Origin of the sequence: Streptomyces sp. HUAS CB01 (assembly GCF_030406905.1) — a bacterium.
Taxonomy (GTDB): Bacteria; Actinomycetota; Actinomycetes; order Streptomycetales; family Streptomycetaceae; genus Streptomyces; species Streptomyces chengbuensis.
Map to the genome: position 1 here is coordinate 7,286,602 of NZ_CP129137.1, position 22,086 is coordinate 7,308,687.

Here is a 22,086-nt window from a genome sequence, read left to right on the forward strand (position 1 = left end):
CGTCCGGCACATCCCGCACGGCGGTCGGACACGGCCCAGCCGCACCCCACGACGGGGGAGCGGGCCGCCACGGGTCGTCAGTCCGTGAAGGACCCGTGGCGGCCCGCGCCACCCGTGAAGCGGTCCGCGCCCGACTGCGTCTCGCCGGCGGACAGGGGCACGAGACCGTGCCGGTACTCGCCCGCGAGCGCCTCGGGTTCGGGCAGGCCGTGCTGTTCGCGTACGGAGAGCCGGTCGTGGCGCAGGCACAGCCGGGGGAACGCGGCGATCTCGTGGGCGAGCGCTTCGGCCGCGCGCCGGGACTCCCCGGGCGGGACGAGCCGGTTGGCGAGCCCGATCCCGTAGGCTTCGGCGGCCGGTACGGGGCGGCCGGTGAGGATCAGGTCCATGGCGCGGCTCTCGCCGATGAGCCGCGGGAGCCGCACCGTGCCGCCGTCGATCAGCGGGACGCCCCAGCGGCGGCAGAACACCCCGAAGACCGCGTCCTGTTCGGCGACCCGCAGATCGCACCAGAGGGCGAGCTCCAGGCCGCCCGCCACGGCGTGGCCGGAGACCGCGGCGATCACGGGCTTGCTCAGCCGCATCCGGGTCGGGCCCATCGGGCCGTCGCCGTCCGCGGTGACCGTGTTGCCGCGCCCGGTGCCGACGGCCTTGAGATCGGCGCCGGCGCAGAACGTGCCGCCCTCGCCCCACAGCACGGCGACGGCGGCGTCCTCGTCCGCCTCGAACCGACGGAAGGCGTCGGCCAGCAGTGCCGCCGTCGGGCCGTCCACCGCGTTGCGCACCTCGGGGCGGCTGAGGACGACGGTGAGGACGGGGCCGTCGCGCTCGATCCGTACGGCCGGGGTGTCACCCATCGTTCGTCCTCCCGCTGATGCGCCTGCCAGGTCCGGTCGAGGATCCTTCCCGGGGCTCGGTGCCGGCACAACCCCCTGGCCGGCCGTCCGGCCGTCTGCATGGAGGTATTCACACCCCCGCTCTTGGCATATTTTCCGGACAGATTTTCCCTGTGACGCCCGGCACGTCCGATGGTCGCAACGTGAAGATTTTTCACACGACTGTCACATATGACTGCGGTTCTTGCGTCCGAACGACACATCCACGCCACGAACAGCAAGATCAGCACTGTTCAACCCTGCACTGTGTGGGGGGACTTGTCCGTATGGCGGCCAACCCGCCCGTCCCGGTTACGGCCCGGCGCCGGACGGCCTGTAGGCATGGTCACGGCGGTTCCGGCCCGACCACCGGAACCGCCGCTCCACCACATCCACTTGGGGGTAACGCATGTCCGGAATCACCCGCCGCCAGGCCCTGGGCGTCGCCGCGGGCACCGCCGCCGGCCTCGCCGCGGCCGGCGCCGCTCACGCCGCGGTGCGGACCGCGGATCCGCGGGAGCACGGCACCCGTGGCGCGGCCGCCGCGCCCGGTTCGTTCGACGAGGTCTACAAGGGCCGCCGTATACAGGGGGGTCCCGCGCACGACGGCGGTCACGGGGGCGGACACCACGGCGGCCACGGCGCCGGCTACACCGTCCGCATAGACGGCGAGGAGCTCCACGTCATGCGCAACGCGGACGGCACCTGGATCAGCGTGATCAATCACTACGAGCCGCAGGCCACCCCGCGGGCCCTCGCCCGCGCGGCCGTCACCGAACTCCAGGGCGCCGCCCTCGTCCCGCTCGCCCTCGGCTGAACCGGAGCAATACCGCCATGACCGTACGCAAGAACCAGGCCCAGCTCTCCGCCGACGAGAAGCGGCGGTTCGTCAACGCCCTCCTCGCCCTCAAGCGCAACGGGCAGTACGACACCTTCGTCACCACGCACAACGCCTTCATCATGAGCGACACCGACAACGGCGACCGGGTGGGTCACCGCTCGCCGTCGTTCCTGCCGTGGCACCGAAGATTCCTCATCCAGTTCGAGCAGGCACTGCAGTCCGTGGACCCGTCCGTGGCGCTCCCGTACTGGGACTGGACGGCCGACCGCACCCCCGCCTCCTCGCTGTGGGCCGCCGACTTCCTCGGCGGCACCGGCCGGACCCGCGACGGACAGGTCATGGACGGCCCCTTCGCGGCCGCGTCCGGGGGCTGGACCCTCAACGTCCGCGTCGACGGCCGCAACTTCCTCCGCCGAGCCCTGGGTTCCGGGGGCCGGCAGCTGCCGACGAGGGCCGAGGTCGACTCCGTCCTGGCCATGCCGACCTACGACGCGCCGCCGTGGAACAGCTCATCCGACGGCTTCCGCAACCACCTCGAGGGCTGGCGCGGCGTCAATCTGCACAACCGCGTCCACGTCTGGGTCGGCGGCCAGATGGCGACCGGCGTCTCCCCGAACGACCCGGTGTTCTGGCTCCACCACGCCTTCATCGACAGGCTCTGGTCCGAGTGGCAGCAGCGGCACCCGAACTCCCCCTACCTGCCCGCCGCCGGCACGCCGAACGTCGTGGACCTCCGGGACACCATGCGCCCCTGGAACGACGTGACCCCGGCGGACATGCTCGACCACCGGTCGTACTACACCTACGACACGGCGGCCTGACGCCTCCGCGGCCCGGGGCCGTCCGCGGCCCGGGGCCGTCCGCGGCCCGGGCCCGTCCGCGGCCCGGGGCCGGAAGGTCACGGGCCACGGGACCCGGCCGCGCCGGCACCGCCCCCGGAGGCGGGACGCTCAGCCGGCGGACCGGCCGAGGGCACGGGCCAGATACGGCGCGGTGCGGCTCCCCGCCGCCCGCGCCACCTCGGCCGGAGTGCCCTCGGCCACGATGCTGCCGCCCGCGTCGCCACCGCCCGGCCCCAGATCGACCACCCAGTCGGCCTCGGCGACCACGTCCATGTCGTGCTCGACGACGACCACCGTGTGCCCCGCGTCCACCAGCCCGTGCAACTGCCGCATCAGCACCTCCACATCGGCGGGATGCAGCCCGGTCGTCGGCTCGTCGAGGACGTACAGCGTGTGACCGCGCCGCAGTCGCTGCAGTTCCGTGGCGAGCTTGATGCGCTGCGCCTCCCCGCCGGACAGCTCCGTAGCCGGCTGGCCCAGCCGAAGATAGCCGAGACCCACGTCGAGCAGCGCCCGCAGGCTCCGCACGGCGGCTGGGGTGTCCCCGAACACCTCGGCGGCCTGTTCCACGGTGAGATCGAGGACCTCCGCGATGCTCCGGCCCTCGTATCTCACCTCCAGCGTCTCCGGGTTGTAGCGCGCCCCGCGGCAGTCCGGGCAGGGGGTGTACGTGCTGGGCAGGAAGAGCAGTTCGACGGAGACGAAGCCCTCGCCCTGGCAGGTCCCGCACCGGCCGCCCGCCACATTGAACGAGAACCGCCCGGCGCCGTAACCGCGCCCCCGAGCCTCGCCGGTGGCCGCGAACAACTTGCGGACGACGTCGAAGAGCCCGGTGTACGTGGCGAGATTCGACCGTGGCGTGCGGCCGATCGGTTTCTGGTCCACCGTCACCATCCGCCCCACCCCGGGCAGTTCGCCGGTGATGGAGCCGACGAGCGTCGACTTGCCCGAGCCCGACACACCGGTGACGGCGGTGAGCACGCCGAGCGGCAGCCGGGTCGTCAGCCCGCGCAGGTTGTGCCGGGTGACGGGCCCCAGCCCCAGCTCGCCCGACGGCTCACGAGGAACCCGCTCCGGCACCGGCGTCCGGTCGAAGAGGAAGCGGCGCGTCGCCGACTCGGCCACCTGCGCCAGTCGCTCCGGCGGGCCGCTGTGCAGCACCCGGCCGCCGTGCTCGCCGGCTCGGGGGCCCACGTCCACCAGCCAGTCCGCGTTCCGCACCACCTCCAGATGGTGCTCGACCACGAAGACCGTGTTCCCCGCCGCCTTCAGCCGGTTCAGCACGACGAGCAGCGCTTCGGAGTCGGCCGGGTGCAGGCCCGCGGACGGCTCGTCGAGGACGTACACGACCCCGAAGAGACCGGACCGCAGCTGGGTGGCCAGCCGCAGCCGCTGCAGCTCGCCCGCGGAGAGCGTGGGAGCGGTCCGGTCCAGGCTCAGATAGCCGAGACCCAGCTCGGTCACCGGCCCGATCCGGGCCAGCAGGTCCGCGGTGAGGGTACGGGCCGTCCCGTCGTCCGGCCCGGACCTCAGCACCTGGGCCAGCTCGGTCAGCGGCAGCGCGGCGAGCTCGGCGATCGTCCGGCCGGCGAACGACACCGCGAGCGCCTCCGGGCGCAGCCGGCTGCCCCCGCATCCCGGGCACGGCACGCTCGTCAGGAAGCGCTCCGCCTTCGCGCGGAGCGCCGGGCTCCTGGAGTCGGCGAAGGTGCGCATCACGTACCGTCGCGCGCTCGTGTACGTGCCCTGGTACGGGCGCTGGATACGACCCGCCTCGCGCACCGGGTGCACCGTCACGACCGGCTGCTCGTCCGTGAACAGGATCCAGTCCCGGTCCTCGCGGCTCAGCTCCCGCCACGGCCGGTCGACGTCGTACCCGAGGGCGTCCAGCACGTCGCGCAGGTTCTTGCCCTGCCAGGCCCCCGGCCACGCGGCGATCGCACCCTCCCGCACCGACAGCGACGGATCGGGCACCAGCAGGTCCTCGCCGGTGCGGTGGATCCTCCCCAGGCCGTGGCACTCGGGACACGCCCCGGCGGCGGTGTTCGGCGAGAACGCGTCCGAGTCGAGCCGGGGCGCGCCCGGCGGGTGGCTGCCGGCCCGGGAGAACAGCATCCGCAGTGAGTTCGAGAGGGTCGTGACCGTGCCGACGGAGGAGCGCGAGGTGGGGGAGGAGCGGCGCTGCTCCAGGGAGACGGCCGGGGGCAGCCCGTCGATCCCGCCGACCTTCGGCGCGCCCACCTGGTGGATCAGCCGGCGGGCGTACGGGGCCACCGACTCGAAGTAGCGCCGCTGCGCCTCGGCGTAGATCGTGCCGAAGGCGAGCGAGGACTTGCCGGACCCCGACACTCCGGTGAAGACCGTGAGGGTGTCCCGGGGGATGTCGACGTCGACGCCCTTGAGGTTGTGCTCGCGGGCGCCGCGGACGCGGACGAAGGGGTCGTGTGCGCTGTGCCAGGGGTCGTCAGGGCCGTGCATATCGGGAAGTCTAGGCGGAGGCCGTCGCGTTTCCCCTGGTCAGGTCCGCTATGTGTGCGAGTCGGCGGAAGGAGCCGAGCAGCGCCGCGCGATCGTACGTGCTCGTCGTCACCAGCACCTCGTCCGCACCGGTGTCCTTGATCACGCCCTCCAGGGCGTCCCTGACCACGTCCTCGGTGCCGTGGAGGTGACCGCGCAGTCCCGACTCGTGGAGGCCGCGCTCCTTCTCCGTCATCGTCATGGCCTCGATCCGCTCGGCGGGTGCGAGCGGCGGGAACGTGCCGTGCGTACGGGCGTGCGCCATCGCCCACGCCTCCGGCACGAGGAGCCGCCGGGCCTCCTCCTCGGTGGCCGCGACCGCGACCGTGCCGGCCACGACGACGTACGGCTCCGCGGCCCACGGCGACGGCCGGAAGCCGGTGCGGTACCGCTCGATCGCGGAGAGCAGCCGCTCCCGGTCCCTGAGGTCGCCGATCACCAGGGGGAGGCCCGCGGCCGCGGCGATGCCGGCCCCCTCACCGGTCGCCAGGACGAACGGCGGCACCCGCAGCCCCTCCGACGGGCGGGCGTGCACCGGCGGACGCGTCCCCTCGAACCAGCCCAGCAGCTCGTCCAGCTGCGCCCCGAAGTCCTCGGCGTCGTCCTTCTCACGCCCCAGCGCGCGGCGTACCCCGTCGGTGAAGCCCACCGAGCGTCCGAGTCCCATGTCGATCCGGCCGGGGAACAGCGACTCCAGCACCCCGAACTGCTCCGCCACGACGAGCGGTTGGTGGTTGGGCAGCATCACCCCGCCCGTGCCGACCCGGATCGTGGAGGTCGCCGCGGCGACGGCGGCCGCCAGTACCGTCGGCGCCGAGCCCGCGACGCCCGACACGCCGTGGTGCTCGGAGACCCAGAAACGGTGGAATCCCAGCTCCTCGACCTGCTGTGCCAGCCGCACGGTGTCACGCAGCGCCCGGGGGGCGTCCTGCCCCTCCCGGGTGCGGGAGCGGTCGAGTACCGAGAAGCGGGTCGAGGCGATGACAGAGCTCATGAAGGGTTCAACAGGGCGGGGGCGTGGGGATTCCCCGGCGCCGGCCCACCACGGGTGACACGCCGGGTGCGCTGTCTGCGCCGGGTCCGGCCGCTGAAGCAGGGGCTACCGGCGCCCGAGCCAGTCCCCGTAGTACGTCGGGCCCAGGTCGGAGCCGTCCGGCGCGGTCAGCACGTCTCCCGCCACCGGCGCCAACGGACCCGCCTGGTCGTCGGTGACCACTCTCCGGCCGTCCGGCCGCGCGGCCAGCGTGATCCGTCCCAGTTCGTCGAGAGGGAAGACCTCGGGGCCGCCGATGCTGCGGATGCCCTGCAGCGGGCTGCCGGTGGCGGCGCCCACGACCGCCGCGGACACGTCGGAGGCGGCGATCGGCTGCACGGGGGTGCGAGGCAGCCGGACGACGTCGCCGTCGGTGGTCCAGGACATGATCGCTTCGACGAACTCGAAGAACTGTGTCGCCCGCACGATCGAATAGGGTGTCGGCCCGCTCGCGAGGACGTTCTCCTGCGCGGTCTTGGCCCGGTAGTAGTCGGTGAACCAGGGGCAGCGGTCCGAGGCCTGGAAAACGGCGGTGAGGTCGTCCAGGAGGCGCAACCGCCCTCCGTTCCCGAGGGGCGCGCACGTCATGACCCTGCTGGTCGAGTTTCCTCCCGGAGACCCCGGAGACCCCGGAGACCCCGGAGACCCCGGCACACCGCCCCACCGGCACGTCGGACCGGCCTTCGGCTATGTGCTGGAGGGCGAGATGGTCGTCGAGCCGGAGGGCGAGCCGGAGAGGGTGGTCCGGGCCGGGGAGGCGTTCTGGGAACCGGGCGGTGACGTGATCCACTACCAGGACGGCAACCATCGCACCGACGCACCGCCCCGTTCGTCGTCACGATGACGTGCCTGCCGGACAAGCCGATGCTCGTCCTCGTCGACGAAGAGGAACTGGAGCAGCGCAGGGACAGGCGGGCGCCCCGGCCGTCCTGACGGATGCGCGGCCCGGCGGGGGCCGTACCCTTGGGGCCCGTGACGCAGCAGACGCAGACGATCCGGGGCGGCAGGCCGCTCGCGGTGTTCGACCTCGACGGGACCCTCGCCGAAACCGGCCACCGGCAGCACTTCCTGGAGCGCAGGCCGCGCGACTGGGCCGGGTTCTTCGCGGCGGCTCCGGACGACACCCCCCTCACGGAGGGGCTGCGGCTGGTCGCGGAGTCGGCGGAGGACTGCGAGGTCGTGTACCTGACCGGGCGGCCCGAGCGCTGTCGCGCGGACACCGTGGCCTGGCTGGAGCGCCACGGACTGCCCCTCGGTCGCATCTGGATGCGGCGCAACGACGACCGTCGCCCCGCGCGCACGACCAAGCTGGAGATCCTGCGGCGCCTCGAACGCACCCGCGAGATCCGCGTGCTCGTCGACGACGACGAACTCGTGTGCGACGCGGCGGAACGGGAGGGCTTCCGTGTCGTCCGCGCCCGCTGGGCCACGACCTCCACGGCGATGCGTGCGGCCCAGCAGACGGAGGGCCGCACCTGACGGCGCGCACGTGCACCGCGCGTCAGACGGCGCCGTCGCCCCTTCGGGGTGCGGCGCGACGGTCGCAGCCCACCGGAGCGACAGCGCCCGGCGGGTACCCCACCCCTCGTCGACGGGTCACGGCACGTGCTGGCGGATGCGTGTCGTGCCCCGTCACGGGCGGGACCCTCGCGCCGTGCCCGTGCCCGTGCCGTGGGGCGTGAGCCGTGTGACGTGACGCCCGCGCCACGCTTCGTTCCGCACGGCACCGGGGCCCGGCACACCCTCGCCCCCGCCACGTGGCGGGTGTCACACACCCGGTTCAGGGGCGGCCGCGGCGCCGTGGATCCGCGGGGGTCCGTGCGGCCGGCCGGGTGACGGCGTCAGCCCGCGCCCTCCGCGTCCTCGATCCGGAAGCCGACCTTCAGGCCGACCTGAAAGTGCTCGATCTCGCCGTCCGCGATGTTGCCGCGCACCTGCGTGACCTCGAACCAGTCGAGGCCGCGCAGCGTTTGCCCGGCGCGGGCGATGCCGTTCCGGATGGCCTGGTCGACGCCCTCGTGCGAGGTGCCGACGATCTCGGTGACCCGGTAGGTGTGGTGGGACATGAGGGCCGTTCTCCTCTCAGCCGTGCCGCTGACTTCACTCCACCGTGCCCCAGCCGGTCCCGCTCCGCGAGACGTCGGGGGTTGACCCCGGAACTTGGTCCAGACCAAAATCCCAGCCACGCGCAACCGTCACGAACCCTGTTCGTTCCCCCCACGTCGCGTTCACTTCCCCGTGCCCCCACGCAGAAGGTGACCTACGTGATGAACCGTTTCCTGGCCGGTGCCGTCGCCCTCGTGTCCGCAACCGCCCTCGCGGGCTGCGGGCTTCTTCCGGGCGGCGGTCCCGGCGACCGTACGGTCACCGTCTGGCTGATGAAGGACAGCGTGTCCGAGGACTTCCTCGAGCGCTTCGTCACCGAGTTCGAGCAGACCCACCCGGGCATCGAACTGGACGTCACCTTCCAGGAGTGGACGGGCATCGGACGGAAGGTCCTCACGGCACTCGACAGCGACGACGCCCCCGACGTCATCGAGGTCGGCAACACCCAGGTCGCCCAGTACGCCGAGAGCGAGAGGCTCCTCGACCTCACCCTGGAGTCCATCCGCGACCTCGGCGGCGAGGACTGGCTGCCGGGGCTCGCCGAGCCCGGCAGCGTGCACGGGACGCAGTACGGCATCCCCTGGTACGCCGCCAACCGCGTCGTCGTCTACAACAAGGACCTCTTCGAGGAGGCCGGGATCAGCCGCCCCCCGAAGACCCGCTCCGAGTGGCTCGAAGCCACCGAGAAGCTCGACTCCAGCGGAAACCAGGGCATATACCTGTCCGGACAGGACTGGTACACCCTCGCCGGCTTCGTCTGGGACGAGGGCGGCGACCTCGCCGTCGACCGGGGCGGCGCCTGGCAGGGCGCCCTGCACGAGCCGGCCGCGGTGCGCGGGATGAAGTTCTACAAGAAGCTCCAGGCACTCGGGGACGGGCCCGGGAACGCGGACGAGATGACCCCGCCGCAGACCGGCGTCTTCGCCGAGGGGAACGTCGCCCAGATCATCGCGACCCCGTCCGCCGCCACGCTCATCGTGAAGGAGAACCCGGCGCTCGAGGGCCGGCTCGGTTTCTTCCCCGTCCCGGGGAAGACCGCCGGGAAGCCGGGCGCCGTGTTCACCGGCGGCTCGGACCTCATCATCCCCGTGAGGGCCGGGGAGCGTGCCGCGGCGATCGAGGTGGTCAAGGCGCTGGCGGGGGAGCGCTGGCAGACGGACCTCGCGAGGACCATGAGCTACGTGCCCAACAAGGCCGGCCTCGCGTCCGTGATCGAGGGACAGGAGGGCACCGCCGCGATGGCCGCCGGCGCCGCGCAGGGCCGAGCGACGCCGAACTCGCCGCAGTGGGCGGAGGTCGAGGAGGACAACCCCATCAAGCCGTACATGACGGCCGTGCTGGGCGGCGCCGACCCCGAGACGGCGGGGCGGGCCGCCTCCGAGCGCATCACCAGCGTCCTCGCCGGCAGCTGAACCGTCTCCTCGCCCGGACGCCCCGCCCGGTTCCCGGGTTCGGCCGCCGAGTCCGTCGCCGCCCTCGCACCCTCGCCCGCGCTCCTCCTCCCGTCCCGTCCCGGGACACGGCCGCTTCCGGGAGGCGGGCCGTGCTCGGCGCGGCCCTTCCACCGCTCCCGCACGAGGTCTCCCGGCATTCAGACGGCGCACATCCGCGCTCCGCACCACCGTCATGTCGAATCCAGCCGGTCACGGAATTAGTTAGGGGCCGGACCGCCGCAGGCGCGGTCCGGCCCCACCGTCCGGCAGAGGAGACCGCCATGCCCGCATCGCCAGCCGTCGTCCCCGCCCCCCTCGTCGCCGCAGAGCCCCGCTACGTGGTCTCGCTCGCCCGTGACCAGGAGGGCGTACGAGCCGCTCAGCGGCTGCGCCACCAGGTGTTCGCCGGGGAGATGGGCGCCCGCCTCGAAGGTCCCGAACCCGGGCTGGACATCGACGCCTTCGACGCGTACTGCGACCACATCCTGGTGCGCCACGAGGACACCGGCGAGGTCGTCGGAACCTACCGCGTGCTGCCGCCGGAGCGTGCCCGGGTCGCCGGACGGCTCTACTCCGAGACCGAGTTCGACCTCTCCCGGCTCGCCCCCATCCGCCACGACCTGGTCGAGGTGGGCCGCTCCTGCGTCCACCCCGCCCACCGCAACGGGGCCGTCATCGCCCTGATCTGGGCCGGGCTCGCCCGCTACATGACCCGCACCGGCCACACCTGGCTGTCCGGCTGCTGCTCGGTCCCGCTCGCCGACGGCGGCGCGCTCGCCGCCGCGACCTGGGACACCGTCAAGGCCAAGCACCTCGCCCCGGAGGACTACTGGGTCACCCCGCACAAGCTCTGGAGCGCCGACGGCATCGCCCGCCCCCAGGGCCGAACCGAACTCCCGCCGCTGCTGCGCGGCTATCTCCGCCTCGGCGCCTGGATCTGCGGAGCGCCCGCGCACGACCCCGACTTCGGCGTCGCCGATCTCTACGTCCTGCTGTCGCTGCGCCGCACCAACCCCCGATACCTGCGCCACTTCCTGTCCCTGGCGCCCGTGAAATGAGCGTCTGGCTGCCCACCGCGCCCTGCACACCCGCCGACTGCGCGTCCCCGCGGTGGCCGACCGTGCGCCGGACCACCGCGGTCCTCCGTCTGTCCGCCGGTACGGCGGTGGTCCTCGCGGGCGTGGTGCTCGCCCCCGTGGCGATCCCCCTGGGCCCGGCCGGCCGCGCCCGCCTCGTCGTGCCGTGGTGCCGCGCCGTGCTGCGGGCCTTCGGCGTACGGATCCGGGTGACCGGCGCGGTCCCGGGGCAGCGGGGGCCCGGCGGTCCCGGCCCGGGCACGCTCGTCGTCCCCAACCACATCTCCTGGCTGGACATCCCGCTCGTCGCCTCGGTGCTGCCGGGACGGATGCTCGCCAAGCGCGAGGTGCGTCAGTGGCCCGTGCTCGGCCCGCTCGCCCGGTTCGGCGGCACCCTGTTCGTGGACCGCGACCGGCTGCGGGAACTCCCCGGCGTCGTCCGGACCGTGGCCGGCGCGCTGCGGCACGGCTCGCGGATGATCGTGTTCCCCGAGGGCTCCACCTGGTGCGGCCGGGAGCGGGGCCGCTTCCGGCACGCCGCCTTCCAGGCCGCCCTCGACTCCGGTGCGGCCGTGCAGCCCGTCCGTATCGCCTACGAGCCCCTCGGGGCGGCCGCGTTCGTCGGCGACGACGCGCTGGGCGCCTCGCTCTGGCGGGTCGTGACGGCCGCCGGGCTGACCGCGGAGATCACCGTGCTGCCGCCGATCCCCGCCGCCGCCCACCCCGACCGTCGCTCACTCGCCCGGGCCGCACAGCACGCCCTCGGCGGGGCGGCGGCGCCCGACGGCACCGCCGGCCCGCACCCGGCACACTCCGTGCCTCCGAGGATTCCCGCTCAGACCGCGGTCGACAGGGAGAGGGCGAACCTGCCCCCCGAGTCCGTCCACCACTCGGTGAGATTCATCCCGGCGGCGGCGAGTTCCGAACGCACCCCCTCCTGACGGAACTTCGCCGACACCTCCGTACGGATCTCCTCGCCCGCCTCGAACGGGACGACGAGGTCCAGCTCGCGGATCCTCACCTTCGTCGCCTCGCGTGCGCGCAGGCGCATCTCGATCCACTCCTCCTGCGCGTTCCAGACCGCCACGTGCTCGAAGCCGTCCAGGGGGAAGTCCGCGCCCAGCTCCCGGTTGACCACGGCGAGCACGTTCTTGTCGAACTCCGCGGTGACACCGGCGGCGTCGTCGTACGCGGCCACCAGCACCCGCTCGTCCTTCACCAGGTCCGTGCCGAGCAGCAGCGCGTCCCCGGGCGTGAGGAGCGCGCGCACGGACCGCAGGAACTCCGCGCGCTCACCGGGCAGCAGATTGCCGATCGTGCCGCCGAGGAACGCGACCAGTCGCGGGCCCGGGGTGTCCGGCAGGGCCAGTACGTGGGTGAAGTCCGCGATCAGCGCGTGCACATGAAGCCCCGGGCGGTCCGCCAGCAGCGACTCGGCGGCCCCGGTCAGCGCGCTCTCGCTCACGTCCACCGGGACGTAGCTGTGCAGCTCCGGCAGGGCGTCCAGCAGGAAACGGGTCTTCTCCGACGAGCCGGAGCCGAGCTCCACCAGGGTGCGGGCTCCGGTCGCGGCGGCGATGTCCCGGGCCCTGCCGGAGATGATCTCCCGCTCGGCACGCGTCGGGTAGTACTCGGGAAGCCGGGTGATCTCCTCGAACAGCTCGCTGCCGCGGGCGTCGTAGAACCACTTCGGCGGCAGTTCCTTGGGCGTACGGGTCAGGCCGTGCCGCACGTCGTCGCGCAGCGCGGCACTCGTGGCGTCCTCGGGCAGGGTGCGGGTCAGCTGGAACGGGCTCACGCGGACGGCTCCTTGAGCGGGGTCAGTAGTACATCGGTACGGGTCGCCGTGAGCAGCGCTCGGTCGGGCACCTCGCACCAGCGGGGATCGTCGTCGTACGGCTCCGACGCCACGACCGTGCCCCGGCCGGGTTCGGCCAGGTACCAGAGCGTGTCGCCCCAGGCGGTCGCGGCGATCGTCACGCCGTCGGTCAGCAGCAGGTTGAGCCGGGAGTCAGGCGCGGCCCGCGCCACGTCGAGCACGGTGTCGGCCACGGCCTGGCCGGGTTCGTCACCGTTCCGCAGCCGGTGCAGCACCAGCGCCCACACCAGCGCGGAGTCGCAGCGCGCCTCCAGCGACAGCAGTTCGCCGGCCGGCAGCGCGGCGGCGAGTGCGGCCATGCTGCCGGGCCAGCCCCGCACGGCGCCGTTGTGGCTGAACAGCCAGGGCCCGGCGGCGAACGGCGCGGCCGCGGCCTCGCCGTCCGCACCGGCCTCCGTCGCGTCGCGGACGGCGGCCAGCAGCGCCTCGCTGCGGACCACCCGGGCCAGATCGGCGAAGGACAGGTCGGCCCAGACCGGCCCGGCACGCCGGTAGCGGGCGGGTACCGGATCGCCGTCGGCGTACCAGCCCACCCCAAAACCGTCGGCGTTCACCGTCCCGTACCGCTGCCGGCGCGGCGCCCAGGACTGCCGCAGCAGTGCGTGCGGCGGCCGTACCAGCAGCTCGCCCAGTGCCGTCGGTCTCCCCAGGAAGGCGATGTGACGGCACATCACGCGTCCCGTGCGGTGCGGAACCCGGAGAAGATCTGCCGGCGCACCGGCAGGTCCCAGTTGCGGAAGGTGCCCCGGCAGGCCACGGGGTCCACGGCGAACGAACCGCCCCGCAGCACCTTGTGCCCGGGGCCGAAGAACACCTCCGAGTACTCGCGGTACGGGAACGCCGCGAACCCCGGGTACGGCAGGAAGTCGCTCGACGTCCACTCCCACACGTCACCGATGAGCTGCCGTATGCCGAGCGGCGAGGCGCCCTCGGGATAGGCCCCCGCGGGTGCGGGCCGCAGATGGCGCTGCCCCAGATTGGCGCGTCCGGGTGTCGGGTCCTCGTCGCCCCACGGGTAGCGCCGCGAGCGGCCGGAGGCGGGGTCGTGCCGGGCGGCCTTCTCCCACTCCGCCTCCGTGGGCAGCCGCCGGCCCGCCCAGCGCGCGTAGGCGTCCGCCTCGTACCAGCTGACGTGCAGCACCGGCTCGTCCTCGGGCACCGGTTCGGTCACCCCGAAACGGCGGCGCAGCCACTGGCCGCCCTCGCGCCGCCAGAACAGCGGCGCGCCGATGCCGTGCTTGCGGATCTGGTCCCAGCCCTCGGGCGCCCACCAGCGCTCGTCGGTGTAGCCGCCGTCCGCGACGAACGCCTGGAACGCGCCGTTCGTGACGGGGGTGGTGTCGATGAGGAACGCGTCCACCTGGCGGTGGTGGGCGGGCCGCTCGTTGTCCAGGGCCCACGGCTCGGCCGAGGTGCCCATCGTGAACGGGCCCGCCGGCACGAGCACTTCGGCCGGCAGCCCGGTCGTGCCGCCGCCGGGCGGCTCGGGCGCGTCGAGCGCCGCCGGGCCGCGCCGCAGCTGGTGGGTGATGAGCATGGTCTCGTCGTGCTGCTGCTCGTGCTGCGCGATCATCCCGAAGGCGAAGGCGGAGTCCACGAGCGCGCTGCCGTGCAGCGGGTGCGCCTCCAGGATGTCCAGCACCCGGCCGCGGATGTCGGAGGCGTACGTCCGGGACTCGGCGGGCGACAGCAGCGGCAGGGTCGGGCGCTCCGCACGCGGGTGCTCGAAGGCGTCGTAGACCGAGTCGATCTCGGGCCGGATCGCGTCCCGTCCGGCGACGGCCCGCAGGAGCCACTGCTCCTCCTGGTTGCCGATGTGCGCCAGGTCCCACACGAGCGGGGACATCAAGGGCGAGTGCTGGGCGGTGAGTTCGTCGTCGTCGACGCACTCCGTCAGCAGCGTGGTACGGGCCCGGGCCGTGGTCAGCGCGTCCAGGGCGCGCTTCCTGAGCACGTCGTCCGTGGCCACCGGGGTCTCGGTCATGAGCTGGTCTCCTTGCTGAGGAGCGAGAAGTCGTCGGCCGGACACCGGCCGGGCAGGACATGGTGCTCGTGGAACGCGGCGACCGCGTCCTGTACGGCCTGCGAGGCACCCAGCCTGGGGAGGGCCTCCAGGGCGACGGCGAAGCAGCTGACGGCGGCGCCGTGCAGTTCGGGGTCGGTCAGCCCGTTCCTTGCGGCACCCACCCACAGGGGGTTGCGCGGCGCGGGCCGGGGGCCGGCGGTCTCGGCGAGCGGCTTGACCGTGCGGTAGGCGGTCTCCGCGGCCTCCGGGTCGTCGAAGAGCGCCATGGTGACGGCGAGGGGAACCATCCACCCCGTCTCGCCCCGCTGCGCGTCGATCATGCGCAGTTCGAGGTGCCCGCGCGGCCGCACCGGCGGGAAGAGCGTGGTCATGTGGTACTCGAGGTCGGCGCGGGTGGGCGGCCGGGGCTCGCCGGACCGTATCCACTCCCGGAACGTCAGCCCCTGCGGCACCGGCCAGGGGCCCTCGGCGGCACGGATGCACATCACCGGTGTGTCCAGCACGTGCGCGGCCCAGGCCTCGCGCGGCGGCGCTCCGGGGGCCGGTGCCAGGGCCCGTGCCGGGTCCAGGTCGGTCCACAGCGACTGCCGGGTGGAGCGCCAGCCGGTGGGCCCGCCCGCTCCCGCCGGGGAGTTGGCGAAGGCCGCGACGAGCACCGCTCCCAGCAGGTGCGCCAACTGCCAGCGGCGGCCGAGCCCGAGCGGGCCGGGCTCCTCGTATCCCGCGTCCAGGCACACCTGCACGGACGCCGAGGAGCACATCATGGAGCGGCCCGCGGGGCCGGTCCGGTCGAGGCACGCCTCCATGGCGTCGTAGCGCGGCTCGCGCAGCAGTCGGCGCGGCGGGTTCCACGGATCGTGACCGTAACCGGTCAGTGTGAGTCCGGATCCGGCCAGTGCGGTCCGGACGGCGGCCAGATCAGCCGCTGTGGAGTCGATGCACTCCATGAGCGACCCGGCGGGCGGCGAGCTCAGCTCCAGCTGCCCGCCCGGCTCGAAGGTGAGGGCCGAACCGAGGGACAGGGCCCGGAGTCCGGCGAATGCCCGGTCGAGACGGGCCTCGTCGACGGGCAGGTGCGGCAGGTGCCGGTCGTGCACGAGCCATTCCAGCTCCACCCCTACCGTTCGGGGTGGGCCCGTCTTGAAGCAGATACATCGGAGCAGTTCTTCGGCGTCGTCCTCGGAGAGGCGCGGTCCGCTGCCCCCGCGGCCTGGTGCTGCCATGATCGACTCCTCCCGTCGAAGGCGTTCCGTCCACCTAATGCCACCGCTGCGGTTCGCACAAGAGTGCCCTTCGGACGGGTCGGGCCCGGCCTCGGAGCAGGGGTGAGCGGGGCGAGAACAGGCTTGCGGGGCGCCTCCTTGATCACTGAGGATTCCTGGCATGAGTGCACGTTTGCGGGGGATGGCACGGCAGACCCAGGAGATCGTCGAAGCAGGTCGCTACCGGGCACCGGGCGGCCGCACGGTGACGATCGGCGGGGATCTGTCCGCCGCGGTCGAGGGGACACGGATGTTCGGGCCCGAGCCCGTGCCGGTGGTCCCCGACACGGACCGTCTCAGCGTATGCGAGGTCACCGGGGAGAGCAGCCTGACGGCCGCGCGCAGGATGACCGGCCGGGACGCCGCCCCGGTCGCCGTCCTGAACTTCGCCTCGGCCCGCAATCCCGGCGGCGGGTACCTCAACGGCGCCCAGGCGCAGGAGGAGGCGCTCTGCCGGGCCTCCGCTCTCTACACCACGTTGCTGGCCGTCCCCGGGTTCTACACGCACCACCGGGAGGACCGGAGCCCCTTCTACTCCGACCGGGTGATCCACTCGCCGGGCGTACCGGTGTTCCGGGACGAGCGCGGCGGACTCCTCGACACCCCGTTCACGGTAGGGTTCCTCACCTCGCCCGCGCCCAACGCGGGCGTGATCGCCGCCCGCACGCCCGAGCTGGCCGTCCGGATACCCCGGGTCCTCGCCTCCCGGGCCGAGCGAGTCCTGGAGACGGCCGCGACGACGGGCTACCGGCGGCTCGTCCTGGGCGCCTGGGGCTGCGGGGTCTTCCGCAACGACCCGTCCCGCGTCGCGGGGGCCTTCCGGTCGCTGCTCACGGGGGACGGGCGCTTCTCCGGGCACTTCGACGAGATCGTCTTCGCGGTGCTGGACCGGACGCGGGAAGCGCGGACGCTCGGGGCGTTCCGGGAGGCGTTTCCGGCGGAGCGCGACGGCCGGTCCGGCCCCCCGAACGGGGCCGGCTAGATCCAGCCCTCCAGGGACGCCATGAACCCGTCGAAGTCGTCGCGGTGGATCACGTGGCCGGCACCCCTGACCGTACGGAGCGCGAAGCCCCGGGTGGCCAGCGTCCGGGCCCTCTCCCCGGACACCAGAAGGCTCGGGTCGGCGAGCTGGACCAGCGACGGTACGGCCGGCCCCGCCGGCAGCAGGTCCACACCGGCCGATCCCGACAGCCCGAACGCGGACGACTCGTCCCAGAGCGCCAGGGCCTCCAGCTCGACGTCCACGTCCTCGCGCGCCCAGCGCGGGTGCAGCATCCCGACGACGTCCCGCGTGGCGATCGACTTGAGCTCGGCGAACTGAGCGGGGTCGAAGCCCTCCTCCCGGGTGCCGAGGTGCCAGGCGGGATCGGAGTACACGGCCCGCCGCGGAGCCAGCCGTTCCACGGCGAGGGACAGGGTGAGCCCGCCGAGGGAGTGCCCCAGCGCGAGCTCGGCGCCCCGCGGCAGGGTCTCGGCCAGGTCGTCGGCGTGATCCTGTGCCGTGTATGAGGCGGCGCGCCCGCTGAGGCCGTGGCCGCGGAGATCGACGGCGACGACCCGGTAGCCGCGCTCGGCGAGCGCGGGCCCCACCCTCCGCCATGTGCGGTGGTCGGCCATGATGCCGTGGACCAGCAGCGCGACGCGGTCGCCGGCGCCCCACGTGTGGGTGTGCAGTCGCACGGACTCGCCTTCCGTCGGTTCCTTTCGGCCGCTCGGTCCACCTCGGGCCCGACGGCCCGGCGCGACGCGGGGGCGGCACAGGTCACCGCGGATCGAACGTACATGTTACTCGTGTCACCGCAAGGTGCCGCTCAGTTCAGGCCAACCTCCGGATCGGCCGCGGAGCCGGTCTGGAAGGATGCCGAGCGCGATGACCCAGACACCCAGAGAGCCACGAGAACGCTCCGTTCCGACCAGTGCCGACGTCGCCCGGCTGGCCGGGGTCTCCCGTGCGACCGTCTCCTACGTGCTCAACAACGCCTCGGCCGTACGCATCAGCGAACCCACCCGTCGCAGGGTCCGCGCAGCCGCCGAGGAACTGGGCTACGTGCCCCACGCGGCGGCCCGCACCCTGCGCGCCGGACACAGCCGGATGGTGCTGCTGCCGACCGCGCACGTCCCCGTCGGCCCGCTCTACAGCCGCTTCCTCAACGAACTCCAGTGGGCGCTCCGCGGCCTCGACTACACGGTCGTCCAGTACGGCAGCATGGGCCTCGACGGCGACTCGGCCGCCCGCGCCTGGGCGGAGCTGCGTCCCGCTGCCGTGGTCTCCCTCGGGGAGACCGTCCTGACCCCCCACAGCGTCGAGGTGCTCAAGCGCTCCGGCGTCAGAGCCGTGATCACGCTCGGTCCCCGTCCCGTGGAGGGTGCGCACTCCCTCGTCATGGACCAGCGGGAGATCGGCGCGAGGGCCGCGGAGCACCTGCTGGAGCGCGGGTACCGCCGACTCGGCGTGATCATGCCGGAGGAGCCGGGTCTCGGCCTCTTCTCCGAGCCACGCCTCGCCGGTGTCCGCGGGGCCGCGGAGCCGCACGGCGCGACCGTCCGCGCCGTCCCGCTCGCGTACGACGAGGAGGCCGCCGAGGCGCTCGCCTCCCGCTGGCGGAACCTGGGACTGGACGCGGTCTACGCGTACAACGACGAGTACGCCATGCTCCTGATGCGCGCCCTGCAGGACGCCGGCCTCTCCGTCCCCGGCGACACGGCCGTCATCGGGGCGGACGACCTGCTGCTCGGGCGGCTGCTGCGGCCGCGGCTGAGCACCGTGCGCATCGACGTGGTGACCGGCCGGCACCTCGCCGATCTCGTGGACCGCGCGGTCCGGGACCAGGACGGCGCACCGGAGCGCCACGGCCTGATGGGGGCGACGGCGGTGGGACGCGAGTCGACCTGAGACACCGCACGGCCCGACGACGGTGCGGCACGGACCGGGGTCACCGCGTGCCCGAAGGAGGCGGGAGCGCCGGCGCGGACATGCGTGACGGGCCGGGCCTGACTAGCGTCATGGCATGAGCACTGTTCCGCGGCGCTTCGAGATCCTGCTCGTGCCGGAGCACGTCGAGGACCGCGGTGGCGCGGCGGTCGAGGACAGCGCGGTCCGCACGGCCGTGGTCGAGCTGACCGGGGAACTGGGGGCGTCGGGCTATCCGCGTTACGCGGGGCACGGCATCGTCGCCGACGTCGACCCCGGGACGCGCACGGTGGAAGCGCTCCTCGTGGACGGCTCGGAGCTGGACTACGGGCTGACGGCCCTGGTCAGGGACTGGCAGCCGGAGTGACCGGCGCGCAGCCGCAGCCGCGGGCACGCGGCGCCGAAGGTCCCCGCGCGGGCGACGAACGGGCCTGCGCTTCGGCGCTCGCGGGCGTGCGGTCCGACGAACACCCGCGCGGGAAGCGGCGATCGCAGGCATGCGGACCGGCGCACGCCGGGACCCTGCAGGCACCCGGAGACACGGACGCGCCCGGTCCGCGGTGGCCGCGGTCCGGGCGCGCCCGCCGTGCTCACTGCTGCTTCGCCTCGTTCTTCTGCGCGTCCTCGATGGACTTGCGCACCTCGTCCATGTCCAGGCCACGAGCCTGGCCGATGACGTCCTCCAGGACGGGCTCGGGCAGCGCGCCCGGCTGCGCGAACACCGCGACGTTGTCCCGGACGATCATCAGCGTCGGGATGGACTGGATGTCGAACGCCGCCGCCAGCTCCGGCTGCGCCTCCGTGTCGACCTTCGCGAAGACCAGGTCCTCGTGGCGCTCCGAGGCGCCCTCGTACACCGGGGCGAACTGGCGACACGGACCGCACCAGGAAGCCCAGAAGTCGATCAGGACGAAGTCGTTCTCGGAGACGACCTGATCGAAGTTTTCCTTGGTGAGCTCGACAGTGCTCATTACCTACTACCTCTTCCTGGGGTGTCCGGTCGGCCCCGTCCCTCCGGCGCCCTCGCGGCCGAGGGGGACCTCCGCCACAACAGGCGCGGAGTACGGCCGTATTCCGCCTGCCCATGTGGCCGCGGTCCACACGTGCCACCAGACTGTCCGTATGACGGAAGCCGTGGAGTACGACGTCGTGGTGCTGGGGGCCGGGCCGACCGGCGAGAACGTGGCGGACCGCACACGGGCCGCCGGTCTCCGTACGGCCGTGGTGGAGAGCGAACTCGTCGGCGGGGAGTGCTCGTACTGGGCGTGCATGCCGAGCAAGGCGCTGCTGCGGCCCGTGATCACCCGCTCCGACGCGCGCAAGGTACCCGGCGTGCGCCAGGCGGTGCAGGGCCCGCTCGACACGGAGGCCGTCCTCGCCCACCGCGACGGGATGACCTCGCACTGGAAGGACGACGGCCAGGCCTCATGGCTCGACGGGACCGGCGCCCGGCTGTACCGCGGGCAGGGCCGGCTCCACGGCCCGCGCAAGGTCGTCGTCGAAGGGCCGGAGGGCGAACACCATGTGCTGACCGCGCAGCACGCCGTCGCCGTGTGCACCGGCAGCCGCGCGGTCCTGCCGGATCTGCCGGGCCTCACCGGGGCCAGGGCCTGGACGAGCCGCGAGGCGACCAGCGCGCACGCGGCGCCCGGCCGGCTGGTCGTGGTGGGCGGGGGAGTCGTCGGTGCGGAGATGGCGACCGCCTGGCAGGGCCTCGGCTCGCAGGTGACCCTGCTGGTGCGCGGCGGGGGGCTGCTGCCGCGCATGGAACCCTTCGTCGGCGAGTACGTCGCCGAGTCGCTCACCGAGGCCGGGGCGACCGTGCGGACCGGCGTGGGAGTGGCCGCCGTCAACCGGCCCGACCCCGGCGGACCGGTCACCGTCGTCCTCGACGACGGGGAGCTGATCGAGGCCGACGAGGTGCTGTTCGCCACCGGGCGCGCCCCGCGCACCGGCGACATCGGGCTGGAGACGGTGGGACTGGAGCCGGGCTCCTGGCTCCGGGTCGACGACAGCTGCCGGGTGGACGGCCACGACTGGCTGTACGGCGTCGGTGACGTCAACCACCGCGCCCTCCTCACCCACCAGGGCAAGTACCAGGCGCGGATCGCCGGAGCGGCCATCGTGGCGCGCGCCCGGCACACGCCGCTGCTGGAGACGGACCGTTGGGGCGCGCACGCGGCGACGGCCGACCACGACGCCGTCCCGCAGGTCGTCTTCACCGACCCGGAGGCCGCCGCTGTCGGTCTGTCCCTGGCGGAGGCCCGGGCCGCGGGGCACCGTGTCCGCGCCGTCGACAGGGACCTGGCCGCCGTCGCGGGCGCGAGCCTCTTCGTCGACAACTACCGCGGCCGCGCCCGTATGGTCGTCGATCTCGACCGGGAGGTCCTCCTCGGCGCCACCTTCGTCGGTCCGGGCGTGAGCGAACTGCTCCATTCGGCCACGATCGCGGTGGCCGGGGAGGTGCCGATCGAGCGGCTGTGGCACGCGGTGCCCTCGTACCCGACGATCAGCGAGGTGTGGCTGCGTCTGCTGGAGGAGTACCGGGACGGCCAGGGCGGCTGACGGACCGGCGTACGGGCGCGGCGGGCGCCGCCGGGGACGGGCTCGGAGGCCGACCGGCCGGCTGTGCGGGCGCTGCGGCGGCCCGGGCGCGGTGCGTCCCCGCGCCGGAGTCGCCCGTCACGGGACTCGCGCGCAGGTGGAGCGGCAGGCGCTGCCCACCACGGCGCCGGGCGCCGGTCCCCGGAACGGCCCGCCGGCCGGCGCCCGGCGGGCCCACACCGGCCGGAGCCGGGCGGGTGGCCGGCCCCGGACGGCGGGTCACCGCCTCACGGCACCTCGGGGAAGTCCCCGGACATCGCCGCCGCGATCCGCAGGTGGGGCGCGGCCTCGGTGTGCCTGCCCTGCCGCTCCAGAGTGCGGCCGAGCATCAGGCGGGCGTAGTGCTCGACCGGGTCGCGCTCGAGCACCGCGAGCAGCTCGGTCTCGGCCTTGCCGAGCCGGGCGGAGTGGTAGTAGGCGCGGGCGAGCAGCAGCCTCGGGGCGACCTGCTCCGGCGCCTCCGCGACGAGGCCGTCCAGGATCCGCGCGGCCGTCATGTACTCCTTGGCGTCGAAGAAGAACCGCGCACGGTCCCAGCGCTCCGCCGGGGTCCCGAACTCGTAGTAGGTGTCGCTCACTTCGTCTCCCTCTCCGTCACCTGCGGGTCTGCCGACGGCCCCCTGCACCGTCCCCCCGCGACGCCGTCAACCCGAGAAAGTGGTTGAATATTCCACATCCTCG

Annotated in this window: 21 protein-coding genes and 2 pseudogenes; 11 read left to right on the plus strand and 12 right to left on the minus strand. The window is 73.7% G+C overall.

The genetic code is table 11. The features are described from left to right. Positions 1-77: 77 nt before the first annotated feature. A complete protein-coding gene (locus QRN89_RS31815; protein ID WP_290352869.1) occupies positions 78-857 on the minus strand; it encodes a crotonase/enoyl-CoA hydratase family protein in 780 nt (259 codons plus the stop codon). A gap of 427 nt (positions 858-1,284) precedes the next feature. Between QRN89_RS31815 and melC1 the strand changes: the two genes are divergently transcribed. Both melC1 and melC2 read left to right on the plus strand, forming a co-directional pair. Beyond that, positions 1,285-1,692, plus strand: coding sequence for an apotyrosinase chaperone MelC1 (melC1, locus tag QRN89_RS31820; protein ID WP_290352870.1), 408 nt, complete (start codon positions 1,285-1,287; stop codon positions 1,690-1,692). Positions 1,693-1,709: 17 nt separating this feature from the next. Continuing rightward, on the plus strand, positions 1,710-2,537 hold the full coding sequence (gene melC2, locus QRN89_RS31825; protein WP_290352871.1) for a tyrosinase MelC2: 828 nt from the start codon (positions 1,710-1,712) through the stop codon (positions 2,535-2,537). A 129-nt stretch (positions 2,538-2,666) separates the two neighbouring features. Here the strand turns inward: melC2 and QRN89_RS31830 are convergent, their stop codons facing one another. The 3 genes and pseudogenes from QRN89_RS31830 to QRN89_RS31840 all read right to left on the minus strand — a co-directional run. After that, a complete protein-coding gene (locus QRN89_RS31830; RefSeq protein ID WP_290352872.1) occupies positions 2,667-5,036 on the minus strand; it encodes an excinuclease ABC subunit UvrA in 2,370 nt (789 codons plus the stop codon). Positions 5,037-5,046: 10 nt separating this feature from the next. Beyond that, a complete protein-coding gene (locus QRN89_RS31835; protein WP_290352873.1) occupies positions 5,047-6,069 on the minus strand; it encodes an MsnO8 family LLM class oxidoreductase in 1,023 nt (340 codons plus the stop codon). Between the two features lie 105 nt (positions 6,070-6,174). Further along, a pseudogene (locus QRN89_RS31840) lies at positions 6,175-6,600 on the minus strand (SDR family oxidoreductase); the annotation flags it as partial. Between the two features lie 94 nt (positions 6,601-6,694). Between QRN89_RS31840 and QRN89_RS31845 the strand changes: the two are divergent. Then, positions 6,695-7,041: pseudogene (locus QRN89_RS31845) on the plus strand (cupin domain-containing protein). Positions 7,042-7,044: 3 nt separating this feature from the next. After that, positions 7,045-7,587 carry a phosphatase domain-containing protein gene (locus QRN89_RS31850; protein ID WP_435833284.1) on the plus strand — a complete coding sequence of 181 codons (543 nt, stop codon included), beginning with the start codon at positions 7,045-7,047 and terminating at the stop codon, positions 7,585-7,587. A 362-nt stretch (positions 7,588-7,949) separates the two neighbouring features. On the opposite strand, the gene QRN89_RS31855 is transcribed toward QRN89_RS31850, so the two are convergent. After that, positions 7,950-8,174, minus strand: a complete 225-nt coding sequence (locus QRN89_RS31855) for a dodecin (RefSeq protein WP_290352875.1) — start codon at positions 8,172-8,174, stop codon at positions 7,950-7,952. 198 nt (positions 8,175-8,372) lie between these two features. On the opposite strand from QRN89_RS31855, the gene QRN89_RS31860 reads away from it, so the two are divergent. From QRN89_RS31860 to QRN89_RS31870, 3 genes are all read left to right on the plus strand, one after another. Then, complete coding sequence (locus QRN89_RS31860; RefSeq protein WP_290352876.1) at positions 8,373-9,626, plus strand: extracellular solute-binding protein; 1,254 nt, start codon at positions 8,373-8,375, stop codon at positions 9,624-9,626. 302 nt (positions 9,627-9,928) lie between these two features. Beyond that, positions 9,929-10,705, plus strand: a complete 777-nt coding sequence (locus QRN89_RS31865) for a GNAT family N-acetyltransferase (protein ID WP_290352877.1) — start codon at positions 9,929-9,931, stop codon at positions 10,703-10,705. Further along, positions 10,702-11,664 carry a lysophospholipid acyltransferase family protein gene (locus tag QRN89_RS31870; RefSeq protein ID WP_290352878.1) on the plus strand — a complete coding sequence of 321 codons (963 nt, stop codon included), beginning with the start codon at positions 10,702-10,704 and terminating at the stop codon, positions 11,662-11,664. Before QRN89_RS31865 ends, QRN89_RS31870 begins: the two co-directional genes overlap by 4 nt. Here the strand turns inward: QRN89_RS31870 and egtD are convergent. From egtD to egtA, 4 genes are read right to left on the minus strand one after another with little or no spacing between them, the layout of a single operon-like run. Then, the gene (egtD, locus tag QRN89_RS31875) at positions 11,559-12,521 is read right to left on the minus strand and encodes an L-histidine N(alpha)-methyltransferase (RefSeq protein ID WP_290352879.1); all 963 of its coding nucleotides are present in this window, start codon (positions 12,519-12,521) and stop codon (positions 11,559-11,561) included. The genes QRN89_RS31870 and egtD overlap by 106 nt on opposite strands. Continuing rightward, entirely contained in the window at positions 12,518-13,273 is a 756-nt protein-coding gene (gene egtC / locus QRN89_RS31880) for an ergothioneine biosynthesis protein EgtC (protein WP_290352880.1), read from the minus strand. Before egtC ends, egtD begins: the two co-directional genes overlap by 4 nt. Then, a complete protein-coding gene (egtB, locus tag QRN89_RS31885) occupies positions 13,273-14,586 on the minus strand; it encodes an ergothioneine biosynthesis protein EgtB (protein WP_290352881.1) in 1,314 nt (437 codons plus the stop codon). The genes egtC and egtB overlap by 1 nt, the downstream gene beginning before the upstream one ends. After that, on the minus strand, positions 14,583-15,851 hold the full coding sequence (egtA, locus tag QRN89_RS31890; protein WP_290352882.1) for an ergothioneine biosynthesis glutamate--cysteine ligase EgtA: 1,269 nt from the start codon (positions 15,849-15,851) through the stop codon (positions 14,583-14,585). Before egtA ends, egtB begins: the two co-directional genes overlap by 4 nt. Before the next feature lie 160 nt (positions 15,852-16,011). Here egtA and QRN89_RS31895 point away from each other — a divergent pair, with 160 nt between their 5' ends. Then, on the plus strand, positions 16,012-16,872 hold the full coding sequence (locus QRN89_RS31895; protein WP_290352883.1) for a TIGR02452 family protein: 861 nt from the start codon (positions 16,012-16,014) through the stop codon (positions 16,870-16,872). Here QRN89_RS31895 and QRN89_RS31900 read toward each other — a convergent pair. Next, a complete protein-coding gene (locus tag QRN89_RS31900) occupies positions 16,869-17,570 on the minus strand; it encodes an alpha/beta fold hydrolase (RefSeq protein ID WP_290352884.1) in 702 nt (233 codons plus the stop codon). The genes QRN89_RS31895 and QRN89_RS31900 overlap by 4 nt on opposite strands. Positions 17,571-17,760: 190 nt before the next feature. Here QRN89_RS31900 and QRN89_RS31905 point away from each other — a divergent pair, with 190 nt between their 5' ends. After that, on the plus strand, positions 17,761-18,783 hold the full coding sequence (locus QRN89_RS31905) for a LacI family DNA-binding transcriptional regulator (RefSeq protein WP_290352885.1): 1,023 nt from the start codon (positions 17,761-17,763) through the stop codon (positions 18,781-18,783). Positions 18,784-18,898: 115 nt separating this feature from the next. Further along, a complete protein-coding gene (locus QRN89_RS31910) occupies positions 18,899-19,168 on the plus strand; it encodes a hypothetical protein (RefSeq protein ID WP_290352886.1) in 270 nt (89 codons plus the stop codon). A 223-nt stretch (positions 19,169-19,391) separates the two neighbouring features. Here the strand turns inward: QRN89_RS31910 and trxA are convergent, their stop codons facing one another. After that, on the minus strand, positions 19,392-19,772 hold the full coding sequence (gene trxA / locus QRN89_RS31915) for a thioredoxin (protein ID WP_290352887.1): 381 nt from the start codon (positions 19,770-19,772) through the stop codon (positions 19,392-19,394). Between the two features lie 151 nt (positions 19,773-19,923). Between trxA and QRN89_RS31920 the strand changes: the two genes are divergently transcribed. After that, positions 19,924-21,366: a dihydrolipoyl dehydrogenase family protein gene (locus QRN89_RS31920; RefSeq protein WP_290352888.1), complete on the plus strand. Its 1,443-nt coding sequence runs from the start codon at positions 19,924-19,926 to the stop codon at positions 21,364-21,366. Between the two features lie 266 nt (positions 21,367-21,632). Here QRN89_RS31920 and QRN89_RS31925 read toward each other — a convergent pair whose 3' ends face one another. After that, entirely contained in the window at positions 21,633-21,983 is a 351-nt protein-coding gene (locus tag QRN89_RS31925) for a tetratricopeptide repeat protein (RefSeq protein ID WP_290352889.1), read from the minus strand. Between the last annotated feature and the right edge of the window lie 103 nt (positions 21,984-22,086).

Excerpts from the sequence above, each read along its gene's own strand:
- egtB (WP_290352881.1), bottom strand. The coding sequence starts at position 14,586 with ATGACCGAGACCCCGGTGGCCACGGACGACGTGCTCAGGAAGCGCGCC.
- QRN89_RS31895 (WP_290352883.1), top strand. The coding sequence starts at position 16,012 with ATGAGTGCACGTTTGCGGGGGATGGCACGGCAGACCCAGGAGATCGTC.
- QRN89_RS31815 (WP_290352869.1), bottom strand. The coding sequence starts at position 857 with ATGGGTGACACCCCGGCCGTACGGATCGAGCGCGACGGCCCCGTCCTC.
- trxA (WP_290352887.1), bottom strand. The coding sequence starts at position 19,772 with ATGAGCACTGTCGAGCTCACCAAGGAAAACTTCGATCAGGTCGTCTCC.
- QRN89_RS31850 (WP_435833284.1), top strand. The coding sequence starts at position 7,045 with ATGCGCGGCCCGGCGGGGGCCGTACCCTTGGGGCCCGTGACGCAGCAG.
- egtA (WP_290352882.1), bottom strand. The coding sequence starts at position 15,851 with ATGGCAGCACCAGGCCGCGGGGGCAGCGGACCGCGCCTCTCCGAGGAC.
- QRN89_RS31920 (WP_290352888.1), top strand. The coding sequence starts at position 19,924 with ATGACGGAAGCCGTGGAGTACGACGTCGTGGTGCTGGGGGCCGGGCCG.
- QRN89_RS31835 (WP_290352873.1), bottom strand. The coding sequence starts at position 6,069 with ATGAGCTCTGTCATCGCCTCGACCCGCTTCTCGGTACTCGACCGCTCC.
- QRN89_RS31830 (WP_290352872.1), bottom strand. The coding sequence starts at position 5,036 with ATGCACGGCCCTGACGACCCCTGGCACAGCGCACACGACCCCTTCGTC.
- egtC (WP_290352880.1), bottom strand. The coding sequence starts at position 13,273 with ATGTGCCGTCACATCGCCTTCCTGGGGAGACCGACGGCACTGGGCGAG.
- melC1 (WP_290352870.1), top strand. The coding sequence starts at position 1,285 with ATGTCCGGAATCACCCGCCGCCAGGCCCTGGGCGTCGCCGCGGGCACC.
- QRN89_RS31865 (WP_290352877.1), top strand. The coding sequence starts at position 9,929 with ATGCCCGCATCGCCAGCCGTCGTCCCCGCCCCCCTCGTCGCCGCAGAG.
- QRN89_RS31870 (WP_290352878.1), top strand. The coding sequence starts at position 10,702 with ATGAGCGTCTGGCTGCCCACCGCGCCCTGCACACCCGCCGACTGCGCG.
- QRN89_RS31855 (WP_290352875.1), bottom strand. The coding sequence starts at position 8,174 with ATGTCCCACCACACCTACCGGGTCACCGAGATCGTCGGCACCTCGCAC.
- QRN89_RS31910 (WP_290352886.1), top strand. The coding sequence starts at position 18,899 with ATGAGCACTGTTCCGCGGCGCTTCGAGATCCTGCTCGTGCCGGAGCAC.
- QRN89_RS31905 (WP_290352885.1), top strand. The coding sequence starts at position 17,761 with ATGACCCAGACACCCAGAGAGCCACGAGAACGCTCCGTTCCGACCAGT.
- melC2 (WP_290352871.1), top strand. The coding sequence starts at position 1,710 with ATGACCGTACGCAAGAACCAGGCCCAGCTCTCCGCCGACGAGAAGCGG.